The 18,690-nt window shown below is 59.7% G+C and carries 15 protein-coding genes and 2 pseudogenes; 9 read left to right on the top strand and 8 right to left on the bottom strand.

The window, feature by feature from the left end:
• Positions 1 to 53 precede the first annotated feature (53 nt).
• Positions 54 to 1,718, top strand: a complete 1,665-nt coding sequence (betA, locus tag JWS10_RS13365; protein ID WP_299508165.1) for a choline dehydrogenase — start codon at positions 54 to 56, stop codon at positions 1,716 to 1,718.
• A 254-nt stretch (positions 1,719 to 1,972) separates the two neighbouring features.
• On the opposite strand, the gene JWS10_RS13360 is transcribed toward betA, so the two are convergent.
• The 3 genes from JWS10_RS13360 to JWS10_RS13350 form a co-directional block, all read right to left on the bottom strand.
• Positions 1,973 to 3,367, bottom strand: coding sequence for a short-chain fatty acyl-CoA regulator family protein (locus tag JWS10_RS13360; RefSeq protein ID WP_299508163.1), 1,395 nt, complete (start codon positions 3,365 to 3,367; stop codon positions 1,973 to 1,975).
• 50 nt (positions 3,368 to 3,417) lie between these two features.
• A complete protein-coding gene (locus JWS10_RS13355; protein ID WP_299508161.1) occupies positions 3,418 to 4,635 on the bottom strand; it encodes a multidrug effflux MFS transporter in 1,218 nt (405 codons plus the stop codon).
• Positions 4,636 to 4,745: 110 nt separating this feature from the next.
• Positions 4,746 to 5,099, bottom strand: a complete 354-nt coding sequence (locus JWS10_RS13350; protein ID WP_299508159.1) for a DMT family protein — start codon at positions 5,097 to 5,099, stop codon at positions 4,746 to 4,748.
• 185 nt (positions 5,100 to 5,284) lie between these two features.
• Here JWS10_RS13350 and JWS10_RS13345 point away from each other — a divergent pair.
• The 8 genes and pseudogenes from JWS10_RS13345 to scpA all read left to right on the top strand — a co-directional run.
• Positions 5,285 to 6,811: pseudogene (locus JWS10_RS13345) on the top strand (acyl-CoA carboxylase subunit beta).
• 143 nt (positions 6,812 to 6,954) lie between these two features.
• Positions 6,955 to 7,365, top strand: coding sequence for a DUF6497 family protein (locus JWS10_RS13340; protein ID WP_299508157.1), 411 nt, complete (start codon positions 6,955 to 6,957; stop codon positions 7,363 to 7,365).
• Between the two features lie 202 nt (positions 7,366 to 7,567).
• Positions 7,568 to 7,708 (top strand): hypothetical protein, encoded by a 141-nt coding sequence (locus JWS10_RS13335; RefSeq protein WP_299480648.1) that lies wholly within the window; start codon positions 7,568 to 7,570, stop codon positions 7,706 to 7,708.
• A 186-nt stretch (positions 7,709 to 7,894) separates the two neighbouring features.
• Positions 7,895 to 8,026, top strand: coding sequence for a hypothetical protein (locus JWS10_RS13330; protein ID WP_299480645.1), 132 nt, complete (start codon positions 7,895 to 7,897; stop codon positions 8,024 to 8,026).
• A gap of 102 nt (positions 8,027 to 8,128) precedes the next feature.
• Positions 8,129 to 8,530, top strand: coding sequence for a hypothetical protein (locus JWS10_RS13325; RefSeq protein WP_299480642.1), 402 nt, complete (start codon positions 8,129 to 8,131; stop codon positions 8,528 to 8,530).
• A gap of 394 nt (positions 8,531 to 8,924) precedes the next feature.
• Complete coding sequence (locus tag JWS10_RS13320; RefSeq protein ID WP_299480639.1) at positions 8,925 to 9,134, top strand: hypothetical protein; 210 nt, start codon at positions 8,925 to 8,927, stop codon at positions 9,132 to 9,134.
• 125 nt (positions 9,135 to 9,259) lie between these two features.
• The gene (locus JWS10_RS13315; protein ID WP_299508155.1) at positions 9,260 to 11,263 is read left to right on the top strand and encodes an acetyl/propionyl/methylcrotonyl-CoA carboxylase subunit alpha; all 2,004 of its coding nucleotides are present in this window, start codon (positions 9,260 to 9,262) and stop codon (positions 11,261 to 11,263) included.
• Between the two features lie 86 nt (positions 11,264 to 11,349).
• Positions 11,350 to 13,485: pseudogene (gene scpA / locus JWS10_RS13310) on the top strand (methylmalonyl-CoA mutase); the annotation flags it as partial.
• Positions 13,486 to 13,590: 105 nt separating this feature from the next.
• Here scpA and JWS10_RS13305 read toward each other — a convergent pair.
• From JWS10_RS13305 to JWS10_RS13285, 5 genes are all read right to left on the bottom strand, one after another.
• Positions 13,591 to 14,241: a ThuA domain-containing protein gene (locus tag JWS10_RS13305; RefSeq protein ID WP_299508153.1), complete on the bottom strand. Its 651-nt coding sequence runs from the start codon at positions 14,239 to 14,241 to the stop codon at positions 13,591 to 13,593.
• 96 nt (positions 14,242 to 14,337) lie between these two features.
• Positions 14,338 to 15,327, bottom strand: coding sequence for an aldo/keto reductase (locus tag JWS10_RS13300; protein ID WP_299508151.1), 990 nt, complete (start codon positions 15,325 to 15,327; stop codon positions 14,338 to 14,340).
• A gap of 30 nt (positions 15,328 to 15,357) precedes the next feature.
• Positions 15,358 to 16,452 (bottom strand): endonuclease/exonuclease/phosphatase family protein, encoded by a 1,095-nt coding sequence (locus JWS10_RS13295; RefSeq protein ID WP_299508149.1) that lies wholly within the window; start codon positions 16,450 to 16,452, stop codon positions 15,358 to 15,360.
• 157 nt (positions 16,453 to 16,609) lie between these two features.
• On the bottom strand, positions 16,610 to 17,947 hold the full coding sequence (proS, locus tag JWS10_RS13290) for a proline--tRNA ligase (RefSeq protein WP_299508147.1): 1,338 nt from the start codon (positions 17,945 to 17,947) through the stop codon (positions 16,610 to 16,612).
• Between the two features lie 212 nt (positions 17,948 to 18,159).
• Positions 18,160 to 18,684 carry a LuxR C-terminal-related transcriptional regulator gene (locus JWS10_RS13285; protein ID WP_299508145.1) on the bottom strand — a complete coding sequence of 175 codons (525 nt, stop codon included), beginning with the start codon at positions 18,682 to 18,684 and terminating at the stop codon, positions 18,160 to 18,162.
• Between the last annotated feature and the right edge of the window lie 6 nt (positions 18,685 to 18,690).

Raw genomic sequence — 18,690 nt, 5'->3', positions numbered from 1 at the left:
CCGGTGCGGCGAGGCACCTGATGACGCGTTAAAGATTGACAACTGGAGAAGATATGACGGCGGAATATGTGATCATTGGGTCGGGGTCGGCGGGATCGGCGATTGCCTATCGTTTGGCCGAAGCTGGCAAGCGTGTGGTGGTGATCGAGCAAGGCGGCAGCGATTTCGGGCCGTTCATTCAGATGCCTGCGGCGCTGTCTTATCCAATGAATATGGGGGTTTACGATTGGGGCTTTCAGTCGGAACCCGAGCCGCATCTGGATGGCAGGCGACTTGCAACACCGCGTGGCAAGGTGATTGGCGGCTCGTCGAGCATCAACGGCATGGTCTATGTGCGCGGCCATGCGCGTGATTATGACACTTGGGAGGAGATGGGCGCGCATGGCTGGTCTTACGCCGATGTGCTGCCATATTTTCAGCGCATGGAGCATTGGCACGGCGAGGCGGATGGCTCGGCCTCGGGTGATGCGGCGTATCGGGGATCGGACGGGCCTTTGCATATCAGCCGTGGGCCACGGAAAAATCCGTTGTTCAACGCGTTTATCGAGGCGGGGCGGCAGGCGGGCTATCCGGTTACCGCCGATTACAACGGTCAGGCACAGGAAGGTTTCGGCGCGATGGAGGCGACGATCTGGAAAGGCGTGCGCTGGTCGGCGGCGAATGCGTATCTGCGTCCGGCGTTGAAAACCGGGCTAGTCAAGCTGGTGCGCGGGTTTGCGCGCCGTGTGGTGATTGAGAATGGCCGTGCGGTCGGCGTCGAGGTTGAGCGTGGCGGGGTGGTGCAGGTGATCCGTGCCAGTGCCGAGGTGATCGTTTCGGCCTCGTCGATCAACAGCCCGAAGTTATTGATGCTGTCGGGGATCGGCGATGCGGCGGCTTTGCGCGAGCATGGCATTGAAGTGGTGGCGGATCGGCCCGGGGTGGGGGCGAATTTGCAGGACCATCTTGAGATCTACATGCAGTTTCAGGCGGCTAAGCCGATCACTTTGTTCAAATATTGGAATGTCTGGGGCAAGGCGCTGATCGGGGCGCATTGGTTGTTCACCGGTAAGGGGCTGGGGGCGTCTAACCAGTTTGAGTCTTGTGCGTTTATTCGCTCGAAAGCCGGGGTGGATTATCCCGATATCGAGTATCACTTCCTGCCGATTGCGGTGCGTTATGATGGCAAAGCGGCGGCGGGGGGGCACGGGTTTCAGGTGCATGTGGGGCCGATGCGGTCGAAATCTCGTGGGGCGGTGACGTTGCAGTCAGGTGATCCGAAGGATGCGCCGAAGATATTGTTCAACTATATGTCGGACCCCGGCGATTGGGAGGATTTCCGAGCTTGTGTGCGGTTGACGCGGGAAATCTTTGAGCAGCCGGCGATGAAAGAGCATGTGAAAACCGAGCTTCAGCCGGGCAGTGTGGTGCAGTCGGATGCCGAGTTGGACGCGTTTTTGATGCAACATGTCGAGAGCGCCTATCATCCATGTGGGACGTGTCGGATGGGGCGGCGGGATGATCCGCTGGCCGTGGTCGATGAGGAATGCCGGGTGATCGGGGTGGAGGGGCTGCGGGTGGCGGACAGCTCTATTTTCCCACAGGTGACCAACGGGAACTTGAACGGACCGTCGATTATGACGGGTGAGAAGGCGGCAGATCATATCTTGGGGCGCAAGCTGGCGCGGTCGAACTTGCAGCCGGTGATCAATGAGAATTGGCGGGTGTCGCAAAGGTAGCCACGCGTGGGCGAGGGTGTGGCTTGTTATTTATCAATGGGTTAGGTTTTGGCTTAAGCCTTCGTTAACTTTTGAACGGTTGCGGTCTTGGCCGCCATCGAGGCGGCACGCGACCGCTGCTGCCGCTGGATTGGGTTTGAAATGGCCGGTGTGTGGTAGCGGTGGAGCCTCCGGCGGGGATATTTATGAACAGGTGAAATGTTAAGAGTTGCGTGCGCAGCGTTCGGCAGATCGGCGGGGGCTGTAGTTTGGAGTCAGTCGGCGATTTCGTAGGGCAAGAGGCCGCGCAGGTTGGGGTCCACTTTCAGGCGGCGTTCCAGTGGGGGGACGGAGCGTTGATGGCAGTTTTTACGCTCACAGATGCGGCAGGAGATGCCGATTGGCTCGAAGCGGCCTTTGAGATCAAGGCCGTCGGAGTAGACCAGACTGGCCGCGTGGCTGATCTCACATCCCAAACCGATGGCATAGCGGCGGATGGGGGCTGCGTAAGCGCCGCCGGGTTTAGAGACATCGCGGGCGAGGCAGAGGTAGCGGACACCGTCTGGGGTCTCGGCCAGTTGGCGCAGGAAATGGCCGGGGGTCTCGAAGGCGCGATGGACGTTCCAGAGCGGGCAGGCTCCGCCGAAGCGGGCGAATTGCAGGCGGGTGGCGGAGTGGCGTTTGGTGATGGTGCCGGCTTGATCGACGCGGACGAAGAAGAACGGAATGCCTTTCGCGCCGGGGCGTTGCAGGGTTGAAAGGCGGTGGGCGACTTGCTCGATGCTGGCTCCGAACAGATCGGCGAGGCGCTCTAGATCGTGGCGGGTTTCTTGGGCCGCTGCGAGGAAGGCGCGGTAGGGCATCAGGGCGGCCCCGGCGAAATAGTTTGCCATGCCGATTTTGGCGATGTCGCGGGCTTCATTGGATTGGAAGCGGGCGAGATCCAGGCTGGATTCCAGCAGATCATTTTGGGTTTCTAGCGCGGTTTGGTAAAGCAGTTGAAAACGCTGGGTGGGCGTTGCTGCGCGGGCGGATAGGGTGAGGATGCGCGTTGTGGGGTCAAACTGCCGCAATGGGCTGTTGTTGGAAAAGTGAATATCTATGCCGTGTTGTTTGAGGGCTTCGGTAGCGAGTGAAATCACATCTTTGTTGGAATTTTGATCGGTTAGCCGTTCGGCTGCACGATCAAGGCTATCGACGTAATTGTCGCAATAGTGAAAGAAGTCGCGGACTTCCTCCCACGGGCTTGCGCGCATTGCTGTGCCTTCACGTCCCAAGGCTTCGTCCAGCGAGGCGAGGCGTTCGTGGGATTGGCGGTAGGCGCGGTGCAGATCGAGGAAGGCGCGGGCGAGGGCTGGGGCGTTGGAGGCGGCGAGGCGGAGGTCGGCTAGGGGTGGGGCGGTTTTGGCGAATACTGGGTCGGCTAGAGCCTCACGCATGTTTGAGACGAGACGTTCGCCTTCGCCGGGGTTTAGTTCGGACATATCGAGGGCGAATTCTTGGGCGAGTGCGAGCAGGACGCTGGCGGAAACCGGGCGGTGGTTGTTCTCCATCTGATTCAGATAGGGCAGCGAGACGCCGAGTTTGTCGGCAAACACCCGTTGGGTCAGCGTCAGGCGGCCACGCAATTCACGGAGTTTCGCGCCAGCGTAGAGTTTTTGGATCGCCATGCTGGACTCCGTTTGCAAAGCTTGACGATAGGCTTTGCAAAGTTACGTGGTCAAGCGGCAATGCCTATGGCGCGGGCGCGGCGGATCACGGCGAGGATGCACAGGGTCGAGAGTAGCGATGAGGCGAGCATCAGCAGCACCAGCGGCATTTCGGTGGAGCCGGGGGGCAGCACTGCTCCGGCTAGGGCCGCGAGGCCAGCGCCGCCACCGACCATGATCGCGCCGCCAAGGCCGGAGGCGGTGCCTGCGAGATCGGGGCGGACCGACAGGATGCCAGCGTTTGCCGAGGGCAGGGCCACGCCATTTCCGAGGCCCATGGTGATGGTCAGGCCGAAGAACATCACGGCGCTGGAGAGGCCAGCGGCGGTGATCAGCGCGAGGGCGGCGAGGCCGAGGGTGGTGATAGTGGTGCCGATCAGCACCATTTTGTTCATGCCGAAGCGCACCGAATAGCGGCCTGCGAAGAAATTGCCCGCCATGTAGCCGACGGCGGTGATCGCAAACAGCAGGCCGATGCGCGACGAGGTCAGGTGATAAACTTGGTTGCCAACGTAGGGCGCGCCGCCGAGATAGGCGTAAAAGCAGCCAGATGCGAAGGCGGCGGCACCCGAGTAGCCCCAGAAGCGGCGGGATTTGAGCAGGCTTGGGTAGCTGCGCAACTGTTCCTTGAATGACAGGCGTTTCAGCGTGGCGGTTTCACCCAGATCGGCCCAGCAGAGGGCAAACACGATGACACCAAGGCCGAGCAGCAGGCCGAAGTTGGCTTTCCAGCCGAAGTATTCGTCAAGCAGGCCGCCGATGACCGGGCCGATCATTGGCACCAATGACATGCCCATGGTGACATAGCCGATCATCGAGGCGGCTTCGGCGTCGGAGACCATGTCGCGCACTACGGCTCGGCTTAGCACGATGCCTGCGGCGACCACGGCTTGCGCCATGCGGAAGATCAGGAAGGCGGTGGCGTCGGTGGTGGTCAGGGTGCCGATGGTGGCGATCAAAAACAGCGCGAGCGCGATCAGGATGACGTTGCGGCGGCCGTAGCGGTCAGAGATCGGGCCGATGATGATTTGCAGCACGGCGCAAAGCGCGAGGTAGAGTGCGACCGACAGTTGCATCAGCGCGTAGGGCACGTGGAAATAAGCGGCCATGCCGGGCAGGGAGGGCAGGAAGATGTTCATCGTCAGGGCTGAGAGGCCCGCAAGCAGGGTCAGGGTGAGGATTTTTGGTGGGGTGTGGCGGTTGAGGAAGATCGCTTTGGGGTGGGGCATTTATGGGCTTTCTGGCATGGCGCTTGCGGATAGCGCGATGCCTCCGGCGGGGATATTTGGGCAGAGAGGATGACCTTGTGGTTTGGCGATTTGGGGGGCTTAGGCTTGGGTCAGGACCATTTGTGGAAGATGAAGAAGGCTCCGAGGCCGATGAAGGCGAAGCCTAGGGCGTGGTTCCAGGTGAGCGGCTCTTTCAGGTAGAACACTGAGAACACTGCGAAAACCGAGAGGGTGATGACCTCTTGGATCGTCTTCAGCTGGGCTCCGTTATAAATGCTGGAACCGATGCGGTTGGCGGGGACCATCAGGCAATACTCAAAGAACGCGATGCCCCATGAGATGAAGATCACCGTGATCAGGGCGGTCGATTTGTGTTTGAGGTGGCCATACCAAGCGAAGGTCATGAAAACGTTCGACAAAGTGAGCAGGCCGATGGTGACGAGGGGGACGGGGAGGGTGGGCATGATGGCTTTCGCGGTGTTATGCTTGGTTATATGCGCTGGGTTGTAGCGCGGAAGGTCGGGCGGGGCAAATTTGCAGGTTTGCAATTAACGAGAGAATGGCTGCGTATGGTTTGCATAGTTTCGAGGTTGCGCTAGTCGGGCGCGGGTCGGGGCGCTATGGTGGCGGAGATCTGAGGGAGCGTGCGATGAAAGACATCCTGCAACAGTTGGAAGACTGCCGCAATGTGGCGCGGCAGGGTGGCGGGCAGCGCCGAATTGACGCGCAACATGCCAAGGGCAAGCTGACCGCGCGGGAACGGGTCGAGTTGCTGCTGGACGAGGGCTCGTTTGAGGAGTTCGACATGTTTGTGGCCCACCGCTGCACGGATTTCGGCATGGAGGCGGATCGTCCGGCGGGCGATGGTGTGGTGACGGGCTGGGGCACGGTGAACGGGCGGCTGGTTTATGTGTTTAGCCAAGATTTCACGGTGTTTGGCGGGTCTTTGTCGGAGACCCATGCGCAGAAGATTTGCAAGGTCATGGATATGGCGATGCAGAATGGTGCTCCGGTGATTGGGTTGAACGATTCCGGGGGCGCGCGGATTCAAGAGGGGGTGGCCTCGCTTGCGGGCTATGCGGAGGTGTTTCAGCGCAATGTGATGGCGTCGGGCGTGGTGCCGCAGATTTCGGTGATCATGGGGCCATGTGCCGGTGGCGCGGTTTATTCGCCTGCGATGACGGATTTTATCTTCATGGTGAAGGACTCGAGCTACATGTTCGTCACCGGGCCAGATGTGGTGAAAACCGTGACCAATGAGGTGGTGACGGCTGAGGAACTCGGTGGGGCGTCAACCCATACCAAGAAATCGTCGGTGGCGGATGGTGCGTTTGAGAATGATGTGGAGGCTTTGGCCGAGGTGCGGCGGCTGGTGGATTTCCTGCCGCTGAACAATCGGCAGAAAGCTCCGGTGCGGCCATTTTTCGATGATCCGGCGCGGTTGGAGTCCAGTTTGGATACGCTGATCCCGGAGAATCCGAACCAGCCTTACGACATGAAAGAGTTGATTGAGAAACTGGCCGATGAGGGCGACTTCTTTGAGATCCAACGCGATTTTGCCGCCAATATCATCACGGGGTTTATCCGGCTTGAGGGGCAATCGGTCGGCGTCGTTGCCAATCAGCCGATGGTGCTTGCGGGGTGCTTGGACATTGACAGCAGCCGCAAGGCCGCGCGGTTTGTGCGGTTTTGCGATGCGTTTGAGATACCGATCCTGACGCTGGTTGATGTGCCGGGCTTCTTGCCGGGGGTGGCGCAAGAGTTGGGCGGCGTGATCAAGCACGGAGCCAAATTGCTGTTTGCCTACGGTGAGGCGACGGTGCCGAAGGTCACGGTGATCACCCGCAAAGCCTATGGCGGGGCATATGATGTGATGTCGTCGAAGCATCTGCGCGGCGATTTCAACTATGCGTGGCCGACGGCAGAGATTGCGGTGATGGGGGCGAAGGGTGCGGTGGAGATTATTAATAGCGGTTAATCACCCGAGTTAATTGCGCGGCTGACCAAGGAATACGAAGATCGGTTTGCCAACCCGTTTGTGGCGGCCGAAAAAGGCTTTATCGACGAAGTCATCATGCCGCATTCGACGCGCCGTAGGGTGGCACGGGCTTTTGCGTCTTTGCGCAGTAAGAAACTGGTGAACCCATGGAAGAAGCACGATAATATTCCATTGTAAGGATCGGAGTGCTGGTGCGCGGCGTTCGCTCGGCTGGCGTTATTGAGGTTAAATTTTGCGATCTTGCAGCGAAGGCGCTTGGCGAAGCGGAAACTTGCGGCTTATGAGCAGGACAGGTCTGAGAATATGCGGAGGTCGGGGTTTTGCGTTTCGAGATAGCGGTGATGGGGCTGATGCTTGCGACCCCGGCTTGGGCACTTGGGGATGCGCCGCCCGAGGCGATCAACGTGCCTTCGGGGCAAGCGGTGCGGTTTGTTGAGGTTGTGATGAATGCGCCGGGAACGACCGGTCTGGTAGCGCGGTTCCGCTTTGTGGCGCCGGCGATCGCCAAGCACGGCGGTTCGGTGGATTATGATGTGGCAACGGTGGATATGGAACATCTGTGCAACAGCTTTGCTCTGCCACGTGTGGCCTCAACCGGGCCGCGCCCAAGCCAGATTATCATCTCACTTGCCGACCGCGATGTGCCGTTTGGTGAGGCTGCCCCCGAGGCCACACAGTTTTTTGAGGCATACCAGATCGACGGTGATGCCTGTATATGGGAGGCTTTTTGATGAAAGCACAAAATCTAGCGCTTAGCGCATCCTCACAACCAAGGGCTGATGTAGCCTTGCCACAGCTGCTGGCATTTAGCGAAATTGCGTGTCTATTCCGCAGTTTATCGGCTAGAGTTCATGTAGGCCGAACCCAAGCGGTCTTTACCTCGCACAAGGGGGCGGCACAAAGCACGCCTCCCGCAAATAAATGGAGTAGAGGATGTCGAGCACTAAGTTTACCGTACTGGCACTGTGCATGGTCGCTTTCGTGGCCGCATGCGCCAAAAAAGCCGAAGACGTGGTTTACGTGGACCAACCGGCTGTCACTGAAGAGCCTGTTTTCACCGGCAAATACAAGTAACACCAAGGGGCGGGTGCTTTTGGGCCTGACGGCCTGGCCCGCCCTTTTTCTATTCAAAAGAGTGGCTTGCGCGGCGCGGCTTGCGCTGTCGGCAAAAATTGTCCTAGCGTCGCGGATGGGCTTTGCAGCCCTCGCAGGGCTCGCCTATGGTGCCAGCGTCAACAATGACGCAACATGGAGTACCTCATGCGTTCCGCAACCATCGTCGCCTTCATCGCCCTTACCGCTTTCGCGGCCTGCGCCAAGAAAGAAGTCGTCGTCACCGAGCCGGTGGCTGACGTTTCGGTTGAGCCGACCGATACTGGCACTTATAAATAATAGCGCAGGGCGGGGTTACGGCCCCGCCTTTGCAAGCGCAATCTCTGCCAATCCAAACTTTGCCAGCAAATCCTTCGCCACTTGCAACGCTGAGGTGGTGTCATGCTGAAGCATCGCGGTTTTCCGGGCCGCCTGACCGGCACTGATTTTCAGTTTGTGATCCGTCGCGCCAATATGAAGGCGGGCGCTGCGAAGATCATCAAGCGCGAACGATTTGCAGATCGTAAAAGCGCCGATCGTGCGGCTGACAAGGGCTTTATGGCCGCGTTGTGGGCTTGTTTCGGCGAAGAAGTTTTTGAGCGTGGCAATCTAGATGCGGGGCGGCTGTCGTGGCTGTTTGGCCGCGAGGTGGTGCCCGCCGAAGACCCGTTTGATCCGGCGTCTTACGATGCGCTGTTGAAGATCAATTTGAAAGTCGCCCAAGTCTCGTTTCCCGAGATTTTTGCCGCCGATGCCGAGCCGATGGATTTCGGCGATTGGGACGACGACGAGGATCAAGACTGAAACATGGGACAGGGTCGGGCAGCAAATGGCTGGGCGCTAAAGGGTTGGGCATGATTCCGCGCAAGCCCTTGGCATCTTGGCAGAAGTTTGCGCAGAGCTTTGGTCGCGCCGAATTCGGCTTTGCGCGGCGGGACCGCTTCGGCGATGATTGTCGGGCGCGTTGGGCATCGCCTGCACTGCAAAGCCCCGGGCGTGACTGTTACCCTTTCCCTACCCTTTGGCCTGACTCCGCTAGGGTCGGGCCGTTTTTTTCGGCGTCACATTCGCCCGCCGCACAAGACATTCTGCGGCGGGTTGTTGCCTTTCGCGCCAGCACACGCTTTTTTCAGTTTGCTTCCCCGCTGGATTCTGTAGAATCGCCGCACAGAACAACAAAACCAAGAGGCAGTTTCATATGCGTAAATCCCTTCTTCTTCTCGCCATTCTCACCATGCCTCTGGCTGGCTGCTTGCAGGATCCCGCTTCGCGCGGCCTGGCTGGCGCTGCGGGGGGTGCTGCTATCGCTGACCTTACCGGCAACAACGCCGTCACCGGCGCTGTCATCGGCGGCCTTGCAGGTGCAGCAACTTGCGGCGTCAACATTGGCCTGCCACCCTGCTACTGATCTGATCGCCGCAGTCGCGGCAAATTCTGACGTTATGACGGCCAGTCTGGGTGATCCCCTGACTGGCCGTTTTGTTTTATGCGTTCCGGTTGATGGCCCAGCCCGGATGCAAAGGGGGGAGCGCCATGTTTAAGAAAATCCTGATCGCAAATCGGGGCGAGATCGCATGTCGCGTGATCAAGACCGCGCGCAAAATGGGGATCAGATCGGTGGCGGTGTATTCCGATGCCGATCGGGGCGCCTTGCATGTGAAGATGGCGGACGAGGCCATTCACATTGGCCCATCGCCTGCGGCGCAGTCTTATATCGTGATCGACAAGATCATGGCGGCGGTGAAGGCTTCGGGGGCCGAGGCGGTGCATCCGGGCTATGGTTTTCTGAGCGAAAACATGAACTTCGCGGCGGCTTTGGAGGCTGCTGGTGTGGTGTTCATCGGGCCTCCGTCTGGGGCTATTGAGGCGATGGGCGACAAGATCACCTCGAAGAAGCTGGCGATGGCTGCGGGGGTTTCCACCGTGCCGGGGCATATGGGGCTGATTGATGATGCCGAACATGCCGTCAAGATCGCCGGTGAGATCGGCTATCCGGTGATGATCAAGGCGAGTGCTGGCGGCGGCGGCAAGGGGATGCGGATCGCTTGGAATGATGCGGAAGCGCGCGAGGGCTTTCAGTCGTCGAAGAACGAAGCGGCCGCGAGTTTCGGCGATGACCGGATTTTTATTGAGAAATTTGTCACCCAACCGCGTCATATTGAGATCCAGGTGCTCGGCGATAAGCACGGCAATATTGTCTATCTGCACGAGCGCGAGTGCTCGATCCAGCGCCGAAATCAGAAGGTGATCGAGGAAGCGCCGTCGCCGTTCTTGGACGAGGCGACGCGCCGCGCGATGGGCGAGCAAGCCTGCGCTTTGGCGCGTGCGGTGGGCTATACTTCGGCAGGGACGGTGGAGTTCATCGTCGATGGCGCGCGGAAGTTCTACTTCCTTGAGATGAATACAAGGTTGCAGGTGGAACATCCCGTCACCGAACTGATCACCGGGGTCGATCTCGTCGAACAGATGATCCGGGTGGCTTACGGTGAGAAGCTGCCGTTTGCGCAAAGCGATCTGAAGATCAACGGCTGGGCGATGGAAAGCCGTCTCTATGCCGAAGACCCGTATCGCAACTTCCTGCCCTCTATTGGTCGGCTAAGCCGCTATCGGCCCCCCGTTGAAGGCACCACGCCGCGCGGTGGCATCGTGCGCAATGATACTGGGGTATTTGAGGGCGGCGAGATTTCGATGTTCTACGACCCGATGATCGCCAAGCTCTGCACTTGGGGGCCGACCCGGGCGGATGCGATTGAAGAAATGCGGCTGGCCTTGGATACGTTTGAAGTGGAGGGCATCGGCCACAACCTGCCCTTCGTTGGCGCTGTGATGGAGCATCCTCGGTTTCAGTCGGGCAATATCACCACGGCGTTTATTGCTGAGGAATATCCCGAAGGTTTCCAAGGTGCGACTTTGGATGCGGATACATTGGCGCGGGTCGCCGCCTCTGCTGCCGCGATGAACAGGGTGGCTGAAATTCGGCGCACCCGCATCAGCGGTACGATGGACAATCACGAACGCCGGGTCGGCGATGATTGGGTGGTGACGCTGCAAGGCGTTGAGCATGTTGTGAAAATCGCTGCTGATCCTGCGGGTTCGACCGTAACGCTGGATGATGGCAGAAGCTTGCGCGTGACCTCTGACTGGACGCCGGGGCAGACGTTGGCCAGCCTGATGGTCGATGCCGAGCCTTTGGTGATGAAGGTCGGCAAGATCAGCGGCGGCTTCCGCCTGCGCCTGCGCGGGGCCGATCTGAAGGTGCATGTGCGCACGCCACGGCAGGCGGAATTGGCCAAACTGATGCTCGAGAAAGTGCCGCCAGACACCTCCAAATTCCTGCTTTGCCCGATGCCCGGTCTGATCGCCAAGATCATGGTCGCGGTGGGGGACGAGGTGCAAGAGGGGCAGGCTTTGGCGACGGTTGAGGCGATGAAGATGGAAAACATACTGAAAGCTGAGCGGCGCGGTGTGGTGAAATCGGTCAGTGCGACGGCGGGCACCAGCCTGAAGGTCGATGAAGTGATTATGGAATTTGAGTAGTTTCACTTGTTCCTAAACTCCCAAACGGTGGTGCGGGGGGGTGTGAAACCCCCGGCGCGCCGCAAAGCCGGACCTCTGCGTTCAAGGAAACCAACATGACCGATCTCAATGCATGGAAATCGCTGGCCGCTCAAGAAATGAAGGGCGGCGACCCGGAAAGCCTGAATTGGCAGACGCTTGAGGGCATCACGGTGAAGCCTTTGTATACCGCCGCCGACGTCGAAGGTCTGCCGCAAATGGGTGAGATGCCGGGGTTTGCGCCGTTCACCCGTGGCGTGAAGGCGACGATGTATGCGGGGCGACCTTGGACCATTCGGCAATATGCGGGGTTCTCAACAGCCGAGGCAAGCAACGCGTTCTATCGGAAGAATTTGGCGGCGGGGCAGCAAGGGGTTTCGGTGGCGTTCGATCTGGCGACGCATCGGGGGTATGACAGCGACCATCCTCGGGTTGAGGGCGATGTCGGCAAGGCCGGAGTGGCGATTGATAGCGTCGAGGATATGAAGATCCTGTTCGACGGCATCCCGCTGGATAAAGTCAGCGTTTCCATGACGATGAACGGGGCGGTGATCCCAATCCTCGCCAGCTTTATCGTTGCGGGAGAGGAGCAGGGCGTGTCGCGGGCGGCGCTTTCTGGCACCATTCAGAACGATATTCTGAAGGAGTTCATGGTGCGCAACACCTATGTCTATCCGCCGGAACCCTCGATGCGGATCATCGCGGACATTATCGAATACACCAGCGCCCATATGCCGAAGTTCAATTCGATCTCCATCTCCGGCTATCACATGCAGGAAGCCGGCGCGAATTTGGTGCAGGAATTGGCCTATACTTTGGCCGATGGTCGCGAATATGTCCGCGCCGCGATTGCGCGCGGGATGAATGTCGATGACTTCGCCGGACGCTTGAGTTTCTTCTTTGCGATTGGGATGAACTTCTTCATGGAGGCCGCGAAACTGCGCGCCGCTCGGCTGCTTTGGCACCGGATCATGTCGGAGTTTCAGCCGAAAAACCAAGGCTCGCTGATGTTGCGGACGCATTGCCAGACCTCTGGCGTGTCGTTGCAAGAGGCGGACCCTTACAACAACGTCATCCGCACGGCGTATGAGGCGATGTCGGCTGTGCTGGGCGGCACGCAGAGTCTGCACACCAATGCGCTCGACGAAGCCATTGCTTTGCCTACGGAATTTTCGGCTCGGATTGCGCGGAATACCCAGTTGATCTTGCAAGAGGAGACTGGGATTTGCCATGTCGTCGATCCATTGGCGGGGTCGTATTACGTTGAAAGCCTGACCGCGCAACTGGCCGAGGAAGCGTGGAAGCTGATCGAGGAAGTTGAGGCGATGGGGGGGATGACCAAGGCTGTCGCGAGCGGAATGCCAAAGTTGCGGATTGAGGAGTCTGCGGCGCGGCGGCAGGCGGCGATTGATCGTGGTGAAGATGTGGTGGTCGGGGTGAACAAGTATCGGCTTGATAAGCAGGACGCGATTGAGATTCTCGACATTGATAACGTGGCGGTGCGGCTGTCACAGATCGAACGGTTGCAGGCGACGCGGGCTGCCCGGGATGAGGCCGCATGTCAGGCGGCGTTGGACGAGTTGACCCGGATCGCGGGGCATGACGGCAATCTGCTGGCAGCAGCGGTGGAGGCCGCTCGGGCCCGGGCGACGGTCGGAGAGATCAGCATGGCGATGGAAAAGGTGTTTGGACGGCATCGGGCGGAGGTGAAAACTTTGGCGGGCGTTTACGGTGCGGCCTACGAGGGCGACGCGGGTTTTGCGGCCATTCAGGCCGATGTAGAGGCTTTTGCCGAGGAGGAGGGGCGGCGTCCTCGTATGTTGGTGGTGAAGATGGGCCAAGACGGCCATGATCGCGGTGCCAAGGTGATCGCCACGGCGTTTGCGGATATCGGCTTCGACGTCGATGTCGGGCCGCTGTTCCAGACGCCCCAGGAGGCCGCACAAGACGCCATCGACAATGATGTGCATGTGGTGGGCATTTCAAGCCAAGCCGCTGGGCATAAAACCCTCGCCCCGAAACTGGTGCAGGCGCTGCGCGATGCGGGGGCAGGGGAGATTTTGGTGATCTGCGGCGGGGTTATTCCGCAGCAGGATTACCAGTTCCTCTATGACGCCGGGGTGAAGGCGATTTTCGGGCCGGGGACGAACATTCCTACGGCGGCGAAGGATATTCTTGCGCTGATCCGCGCGGCTCGGGGATAGCGTGCCTCCGGCGGGAGTATCTAGGCCAAGATGAAGCCGCTTTCGCATTGGTAAAAATATCCCCGCCGCAGGCTTTTTCTTTTTTACAGCGCGGCGTTGGAAGGTTCAGCGCGCCGCCCACAACAGCCCACGGCGCAGCAATTCACGCGCCGGGCCGTGGTTGATCACGTCGGCCTGATGGCCCAAAGCGTTGTAATAAACCCGGCCTTGCCCCCAAAGTTTGCTGAACACCACCGGCATCGCCACCGGGCCGTTGGCTGCGTGCGGGCCATCTACTACCGGGAAATCGCAGACGGCGTGGACGCGCACAGCGGGGTCGGTGTGCAGGTAATATTGCTCGGTCGCGACGTCAAAATCGGCGATGCCTGCGACCAGAGGATCATCCGACACCATACGGACGCGGTAGTTCACACCGTCATTGCCCGGATGCGCAACCCATTGCGCGCCCGTCATAAATTGCCAAAGCACATCGGCGCGGAAGGCGTCGCACATACCACCATGACAGCCCGCAAGGCCAACTCCGGCAGCCACGGCGGCGGCGACGTTTTCGGATTGGTGTTGTGCAATACTGCTCATCGTCCAGACCGGCACGATCAGGCTTAGCCCCTCAAGCCGCCCGGGGTCATCAAAACAGCCAAGGCTATCGGTCACCTCAACCTCCATACCCTCGGCTTGCAAAATCTCTGCAAACAACGCCGCGACTTTGTCCGGCTGATGGCCATCCCAGCCGCCCCATGTGATCAAAGCTTTGCTCATGGTCATCCTCTGTGCTCAAATATCCTGGGGGGTCTGAGGGGGGCTAGCCCCCCTCGCAACCTTGCCCAACTGCGCGAGCTGGTCAATCTGAGAGCCTCAGAACCTTTGCGCCGCCGTTGGTTTGTTGGCCATGATCGTCTCAACCTCGGCCATCACTTCGGGGGTCATTTTGGCTTTGGATTTCAACGCCTCAAGGTTATCGCTAAGCTGGCTGGCGCGCGAGGCACCCAAAATCACGGTTGAGACGCGCGGGTTGGCAAGACACCAGAGCAGCGCCAAATGCGCCAGCGGCAGGCCCGCTTTATCCGCCAGATCGCTCAAGCTGCGGGTTTTTGCCAGCTTGGCCTGCCCCGCCTCCGAGGCCAGCATATCGCGCAGCCATTCATAGCCGGGCAGGGTCATCCGGCTGTCGTTCGGGATCGCCGCGTTGTATTTGCCGGTCAGAATGCCCGAGGCGAGCGGCGACCAGATCGTCGTGCCAAGCCCAACGCTGTCATAAAGCGGCGCGTAATCAGCCTCAACCTTCTGCCGCTCAAACAGGTTATACTGCGGTTGCTCCATCGTCGGCGGGGTCAGACCAGCGGCGCGGGCGACCATATGCGCCTCGGTGATCTGCTGCGCCGACCATTCCGAGGTGCCCCAATACAGCACTTTGCCTTGGGTGATCAGGTTGTGCATCGCCCGCACGGTTTCCTCAATCGGGGTGTCAATGTCAGGGCGGTGGCAGAAGTAAAGGTCGAGGTAATCGACCTGCAAACGGCGCAAAGCGGCGTGGGCCGCCTCGGTCACATGCTTGGCGGAAAGCCCGCGTTGGGTGGGTTTCTCGCCGCCCCAGAACACTTTCGACGACACGATATAGCTGTCGCGGGTCCAGCCAAGGCTGTTCAGCGCCTGACCCATCACCAGTTCAGAATTGCCCGCCTCATAGCCTTCGGCATTGTCGAAAAAGTTGACGCCCGCGTCATAGGCTATTGTCATCAATGACTTGGCATCATTGCCATCGACCTGTTTGCCGAAAGTCACCCACGAGCCGAACGAAAACTCCGAGACCTTCAGGCCAGATTTTCCCAAGCGACGATAGTCCATGATGATGCTCCTAGAATGGTGGCGCCGAGTTTACAGCAGCGGCGGGGTGGTCGGGCGAATGATCTGACTGAGGCGGCTGCCCTGCCGCTCAATCGCCTGTAGGATGCGCGCTTCCTCGGCGTCGGGCAAGGCGGTGACGCGGCGATTAAGCTGACGGGCGGTGTCAGGATCGTTGAAGCGGATTTTGGCTGACATCGGAAAGTGATCGGAGCCGACAAAGTTGCCGCGCTGAAAGCTGATGAGACTGACGTCTTCGGTGGCATAAAACTGGTCAATTGGCATCCGCATCCACCAGCGCCGTGCATCGAAGCTCGACAGCAGACCGCGCCCGACGCGCGGGTCAAGATAGCCACCAACGGCCTTGAAGCGGTGCGAGATTTGCGACCAAGCCGGGGTGTTGAAATCGCCCATCGTGATCACCGGAAGATCGGTATCGCGGGCATGGCGAGCGGCGTACGCCACCTCGGCATCACGGCCTTCGGTGTCTTCACCCGGCACCGGGGGTTTCGGATGCAGGCCGACAAAACGGAACGGCGTGCCGTCTGGGGCTTCGAGTTCAGCCAGCACCGAAGGCGTGTCTTCGACCGAAAGATAAGAGACGCGGGCGCTGCGCACTTTAAGCCGGGTGGCAAAGATCAGGCCGTAGTAATTGTCTTTGATCTCACGCAGCACGGTTGGATAGCCCGAAAGCGCCGGGGTGACGGCGGTATTCCACGCAGCATCTGTCTCCATCAAGAACAGCACATCGGGGTCGAGCCGGTCGATTTCGGCCAAGACGGCGGCGTGATTGGTGTTTTCCATCAGCACGTTGATCGCGAGGCAGGTCACCTGATTTTGGGCTGCACCGGGCTGGGCCTTTTGCATTTCCTTGGCGCATAGCGGGCTGAATGGCCAGATGTGCAGGATTTGTAATGCCATGGCGGCGGCCAGCACCAGCATAATCACGAGGCCGCTTTGGCTGCCTAACCCAAGTGCTGCGAGAAATGTCAGCGCTTGCAGGCTGACAATCTGCACGCGGGGAAACTCTAGCGCGCGCACCCACCAGAGCGTTGTTTGCAGCATCGGCAACAGCGTGGCTGCCACCAGAAGCACGGTCGCACAGACCAGAACATTTGTTAGAACCATCCGCTCAAAACCATCCTCTAGCCGCCTGCTTTGGGCGCAGGATAGGGTGTATGGCGCGGGCGGCAACCGCTTAGTTTAAATTTTCGACGGCTGCCGCGATGGCTCGCAACAAAAAGCCTCCGCCGAAGCGGAGGCCGTTTGTTGTCTTCGGGTTGGCTCAGATGCCTGCGTAAATCTCGACGAGCTTTGCAACGGCGGCTTCTGGCGTCAGTTCTTCTGACACCCCGGTGCGGCGCGAGGTCAATTCCACCACGCCATTCGCCAACCCACGCGGGCCGACGGTGATGCGCCATGGCAGACCGATCAGGTCCATCGTGGCAAACTTCGCGCCCGCACGTTCCTCGCGGTCATCATACAAAGCTTCCAATCCTTTGGCGGCGAGGGCTTTATACAGACCTTCGCAAGCCGCATCGGCGGCGGCGTCGCCTTGTTTCAGGTTCACGATGCCAACCGGGAACGGCGTCACACCCTCCGGCCAGATGATGCCCTTGTCGTCATGGCTGGCCTCGATGATCGCGCCGAGCAGGCGAGAGACGCCAATGCCGTGCGAACCCATCTCAACCGGAACTTTGGAGCCGTCTGCGGTGACCACGGTAGCGCCCATGGCTTCAGAATACTTGGTGCCAAAGTAGAAAATCTGACCGACTTCGATGCCGCGCGCGACTTTGCGACGCTCTTCCGGGATGGCGTCGAACAACGCCTGATCGTGGGTCTCGTCAGTGCGCGCATACAAGGTGGTGAACTCTTTGCAGACCGATGCGACTTCCTCGCGGTTGTCGTAATCAACTTCACGGTTGCCAAGGCGCAGGTCGGTGACGGCACTGTCGAAGAACACCTCGGACTCGCCCGTCGCTGCCAGCACGAGGAACTCATGCGTGTCCTCGCCGCCAATCGGGCCGCTGTCTGCGCGCATCGGAATCGCGGTCAGGCCCATGCGTTCGTAGGTGCGCAGGTAGCTGACCATATGGCGGTTGTAGGCGTGCAGGGCGGCGGCTTTATCGACGTCAAAGTTATAGCCGTCTTTCATCAGGAACTCACGCCCCCGCATCACGCCGAAACGTGGCCGCATCTCGTCGCGGAACTTCCACTGGATGTGATACAAAGTCAGCGGCAGGTCTTTGTAGCTGTTGACATGGGCGCGGAAGATGTCGGTGATCATCTCCTCATTCGTCGGGCCATACAGCATCTCGCGATCCTGACGGTCTTTGATCCGCAGCATTTCCTGGCCGTAGTCATCATATCGACCGCTCTCGCGCCACAGATCGGCGGGTTGCAGGGTGGGCATCAGCAGCGGAATATGCCCCGCGCGTTGTTGTTCCTCATGCACGATGGTCTGGATGCGGTTCAGCACCCGCAGGCCGAGCGGCAGCCACGAATATATGCCAGCCGCCTGCTGTTTGATCATCCCCGCCCGCAGCATATAGCGGTGCGAGACGATCTGCGCCTCGGCGGGATTTTCCTTCAGGACGGGCATAAAGTAACGGGAAACGCGCATCGCGGCCTCATGGATTGGGGTTTGGGCTTTCCTAACGGGTTGACGGGGGGCAGGCAAGCGCGGGGTTTGGGGGAATATGGGGTGTCCATGCGTGGACAGGCTAGGGGTGGCCATGTTTTCAATGGGTTGCACCGCGCGTTAAGGCTTTGTTAACGCATGGCGATGCTTGCGGGTGAGCTGTAGTCACGGTTCAATTTGACAAAACCGTGCGATCAGGACGCCGCAGGCTCACCCGGCAAGCCTTCGGCAAGTAGGTCTTCTACGAAATGCGCGGCAAATTGAGCGCGGCCGCTGATCCCGGCTTTGCTGTAGATCGCGGATAATTGCGCGCGCACGGTGCCGGGGGCTGCGTTACGCGCGCTGGCGATTTCCGCCACATCCGAGCCTTTGAGCGCGAGATAAGCGACGTCGCGCTCGGCAGTGCTGAGATGCCAAGCCTCAAACTGGGCTTGGATCACCTGATGCATCTCGCCGCTGGCCTTGGCGATTGTGGCGTCTTGCGCCTGCTGATGGTTAAGCGCGCGGCGCAATTCCAAAGTGCCGAGCACCACCCCCACGATCAGCGCCAGTGTCACCAGCGCCTGCATCCAAAGTTGCGGCCCCAAGCCATCTTCGGAGCCCTCGTTGACAACGTTGGCCACGAAAAATACCGCCGCTGAGGTTTGCAACAAGACAACCAAAGCAAGCACGGCGGGGCGGCCGCCCTTGCTGTCTTTCAATTCGGCTAGAAAGCTCATCTCGTG

This window comes from Cypionkella sp. (assembly GCF_028290025.1).
Lineage (GTDB): Bacteria > Pseudomonadota > Alphaproteobacteria > Rhodobacterales > Rhodobacteraceae > Cypionkella.
This window is presented reverse-complemented; position numbering and strand designations above follow the sequence as displayed.

What these genes read in the sequence shown, in the direction of transcription:
- betA (WP_299508165.1), top strand. Translation starts at nt 54, where the DNA reads ATGACGGCGGAATATGTGATCATTGGGTCGGGGTCGGCGGGATCGGCG.
- JWS10_RS13360 (WP_299508163.1), bottom strand. Translation starts at nt 3,367, where the DNA reads ATGGCGATCCAAAAACTCTACGCTGGCGCGAAACTCCGTGAATTGCGT.
- JWS10_RS13355 (WP_299508161.1), bottom strand. Translation starts at nt 4,635, where the DNA reads ATGCCCCACCCCAAAGCGATCTTCCTCAACCGCCACACCCCACCAAAA.
- JWS10_RS13350 (WP_299508159.1), bottom strand. Translation starts at nt 5,099, where the DNA reads ATGCCCACCCTCCCCGTCCCCCTCGTCACCATCGGCCTGCTCACTTTG.
- JWS10_RS13335 (WP_299480648.1), top strand. Translation starts at nt 7,568, where the DNA reads ATGTCGAGCACTAAGTTTACCGTACTGGCACTGTGCATGGTCGCTTTC.
- JWS10_RS13330 (WP_299480645.1), top strand. Translation starts at nt 7,895, where the DNA reads ATGCGTTCCGCAACCATCGTCGCCTTCATCGCCCTTACCGCTTTCGCG.
- JWS10_RS13325 (WP_299480642.1), top strand. Translation starts at nt 8,129, where the DNA reads ATGCTGAAGCATCGCGGTTTTCCGGGCCGCCTGACCGGCACTGATTTT.
- JWS10_RS13320 (WP_299480639.1), top strand. Translation starts at nt 8,925, where the DNA reads ATGCGTAAATCCCTTCTTCTTCTCGCCATTCTCACCATGCCTCTGGCT.
- JWS10_RS13315 (WP_299508155.1), top strand. Translation starts at nt 9,260, where the DNA reads ATGTTTAAGAAAATCCTGATCGCAAATCGGGGCGAGATCGCATGTCGC.
- JWS10_RS13305 (WP_299508153.1), bottom strand. Translation starts at nt 14,241, where the DNA reads ATGAGCAAAGCTTTGATCACATGGGGCGGCTGGGATGGCCATCAGCCG.
- JWS10_RS13300 (WP_299508151.1), bottom strand. Translation starts at nt 15,327, where the DNA reads ATGGACTATCGTCGCTTGGGAAAATCTGGCCTGAAGGTCTCGGAGTTT.
- JWS10_RS13295 (WP_299508149.1), bottom strand. Translation starts at nt 16,452, where the DNA reads ATGGTTCTAACAAATGTTCTGGTCTGTGCGACCGTGCTTCTGGTGGCA.
- proS (WP_299508147.1), bottom strand. Translation starts at nt 17,947, where the DNA reads ATGCGCGTTTCCCGTTACTTTATGCCCGTCCTGAAGGAAAATCCCGCC.
- JWS10_RS13285 (WP_299508145.1), bottom strand. Translation starts at nt 18,684, where the DNA reads ATGAGCTTTCTAGCCGAATTGAAAGACAGCAAGGGCGGCCGCCCCGCC.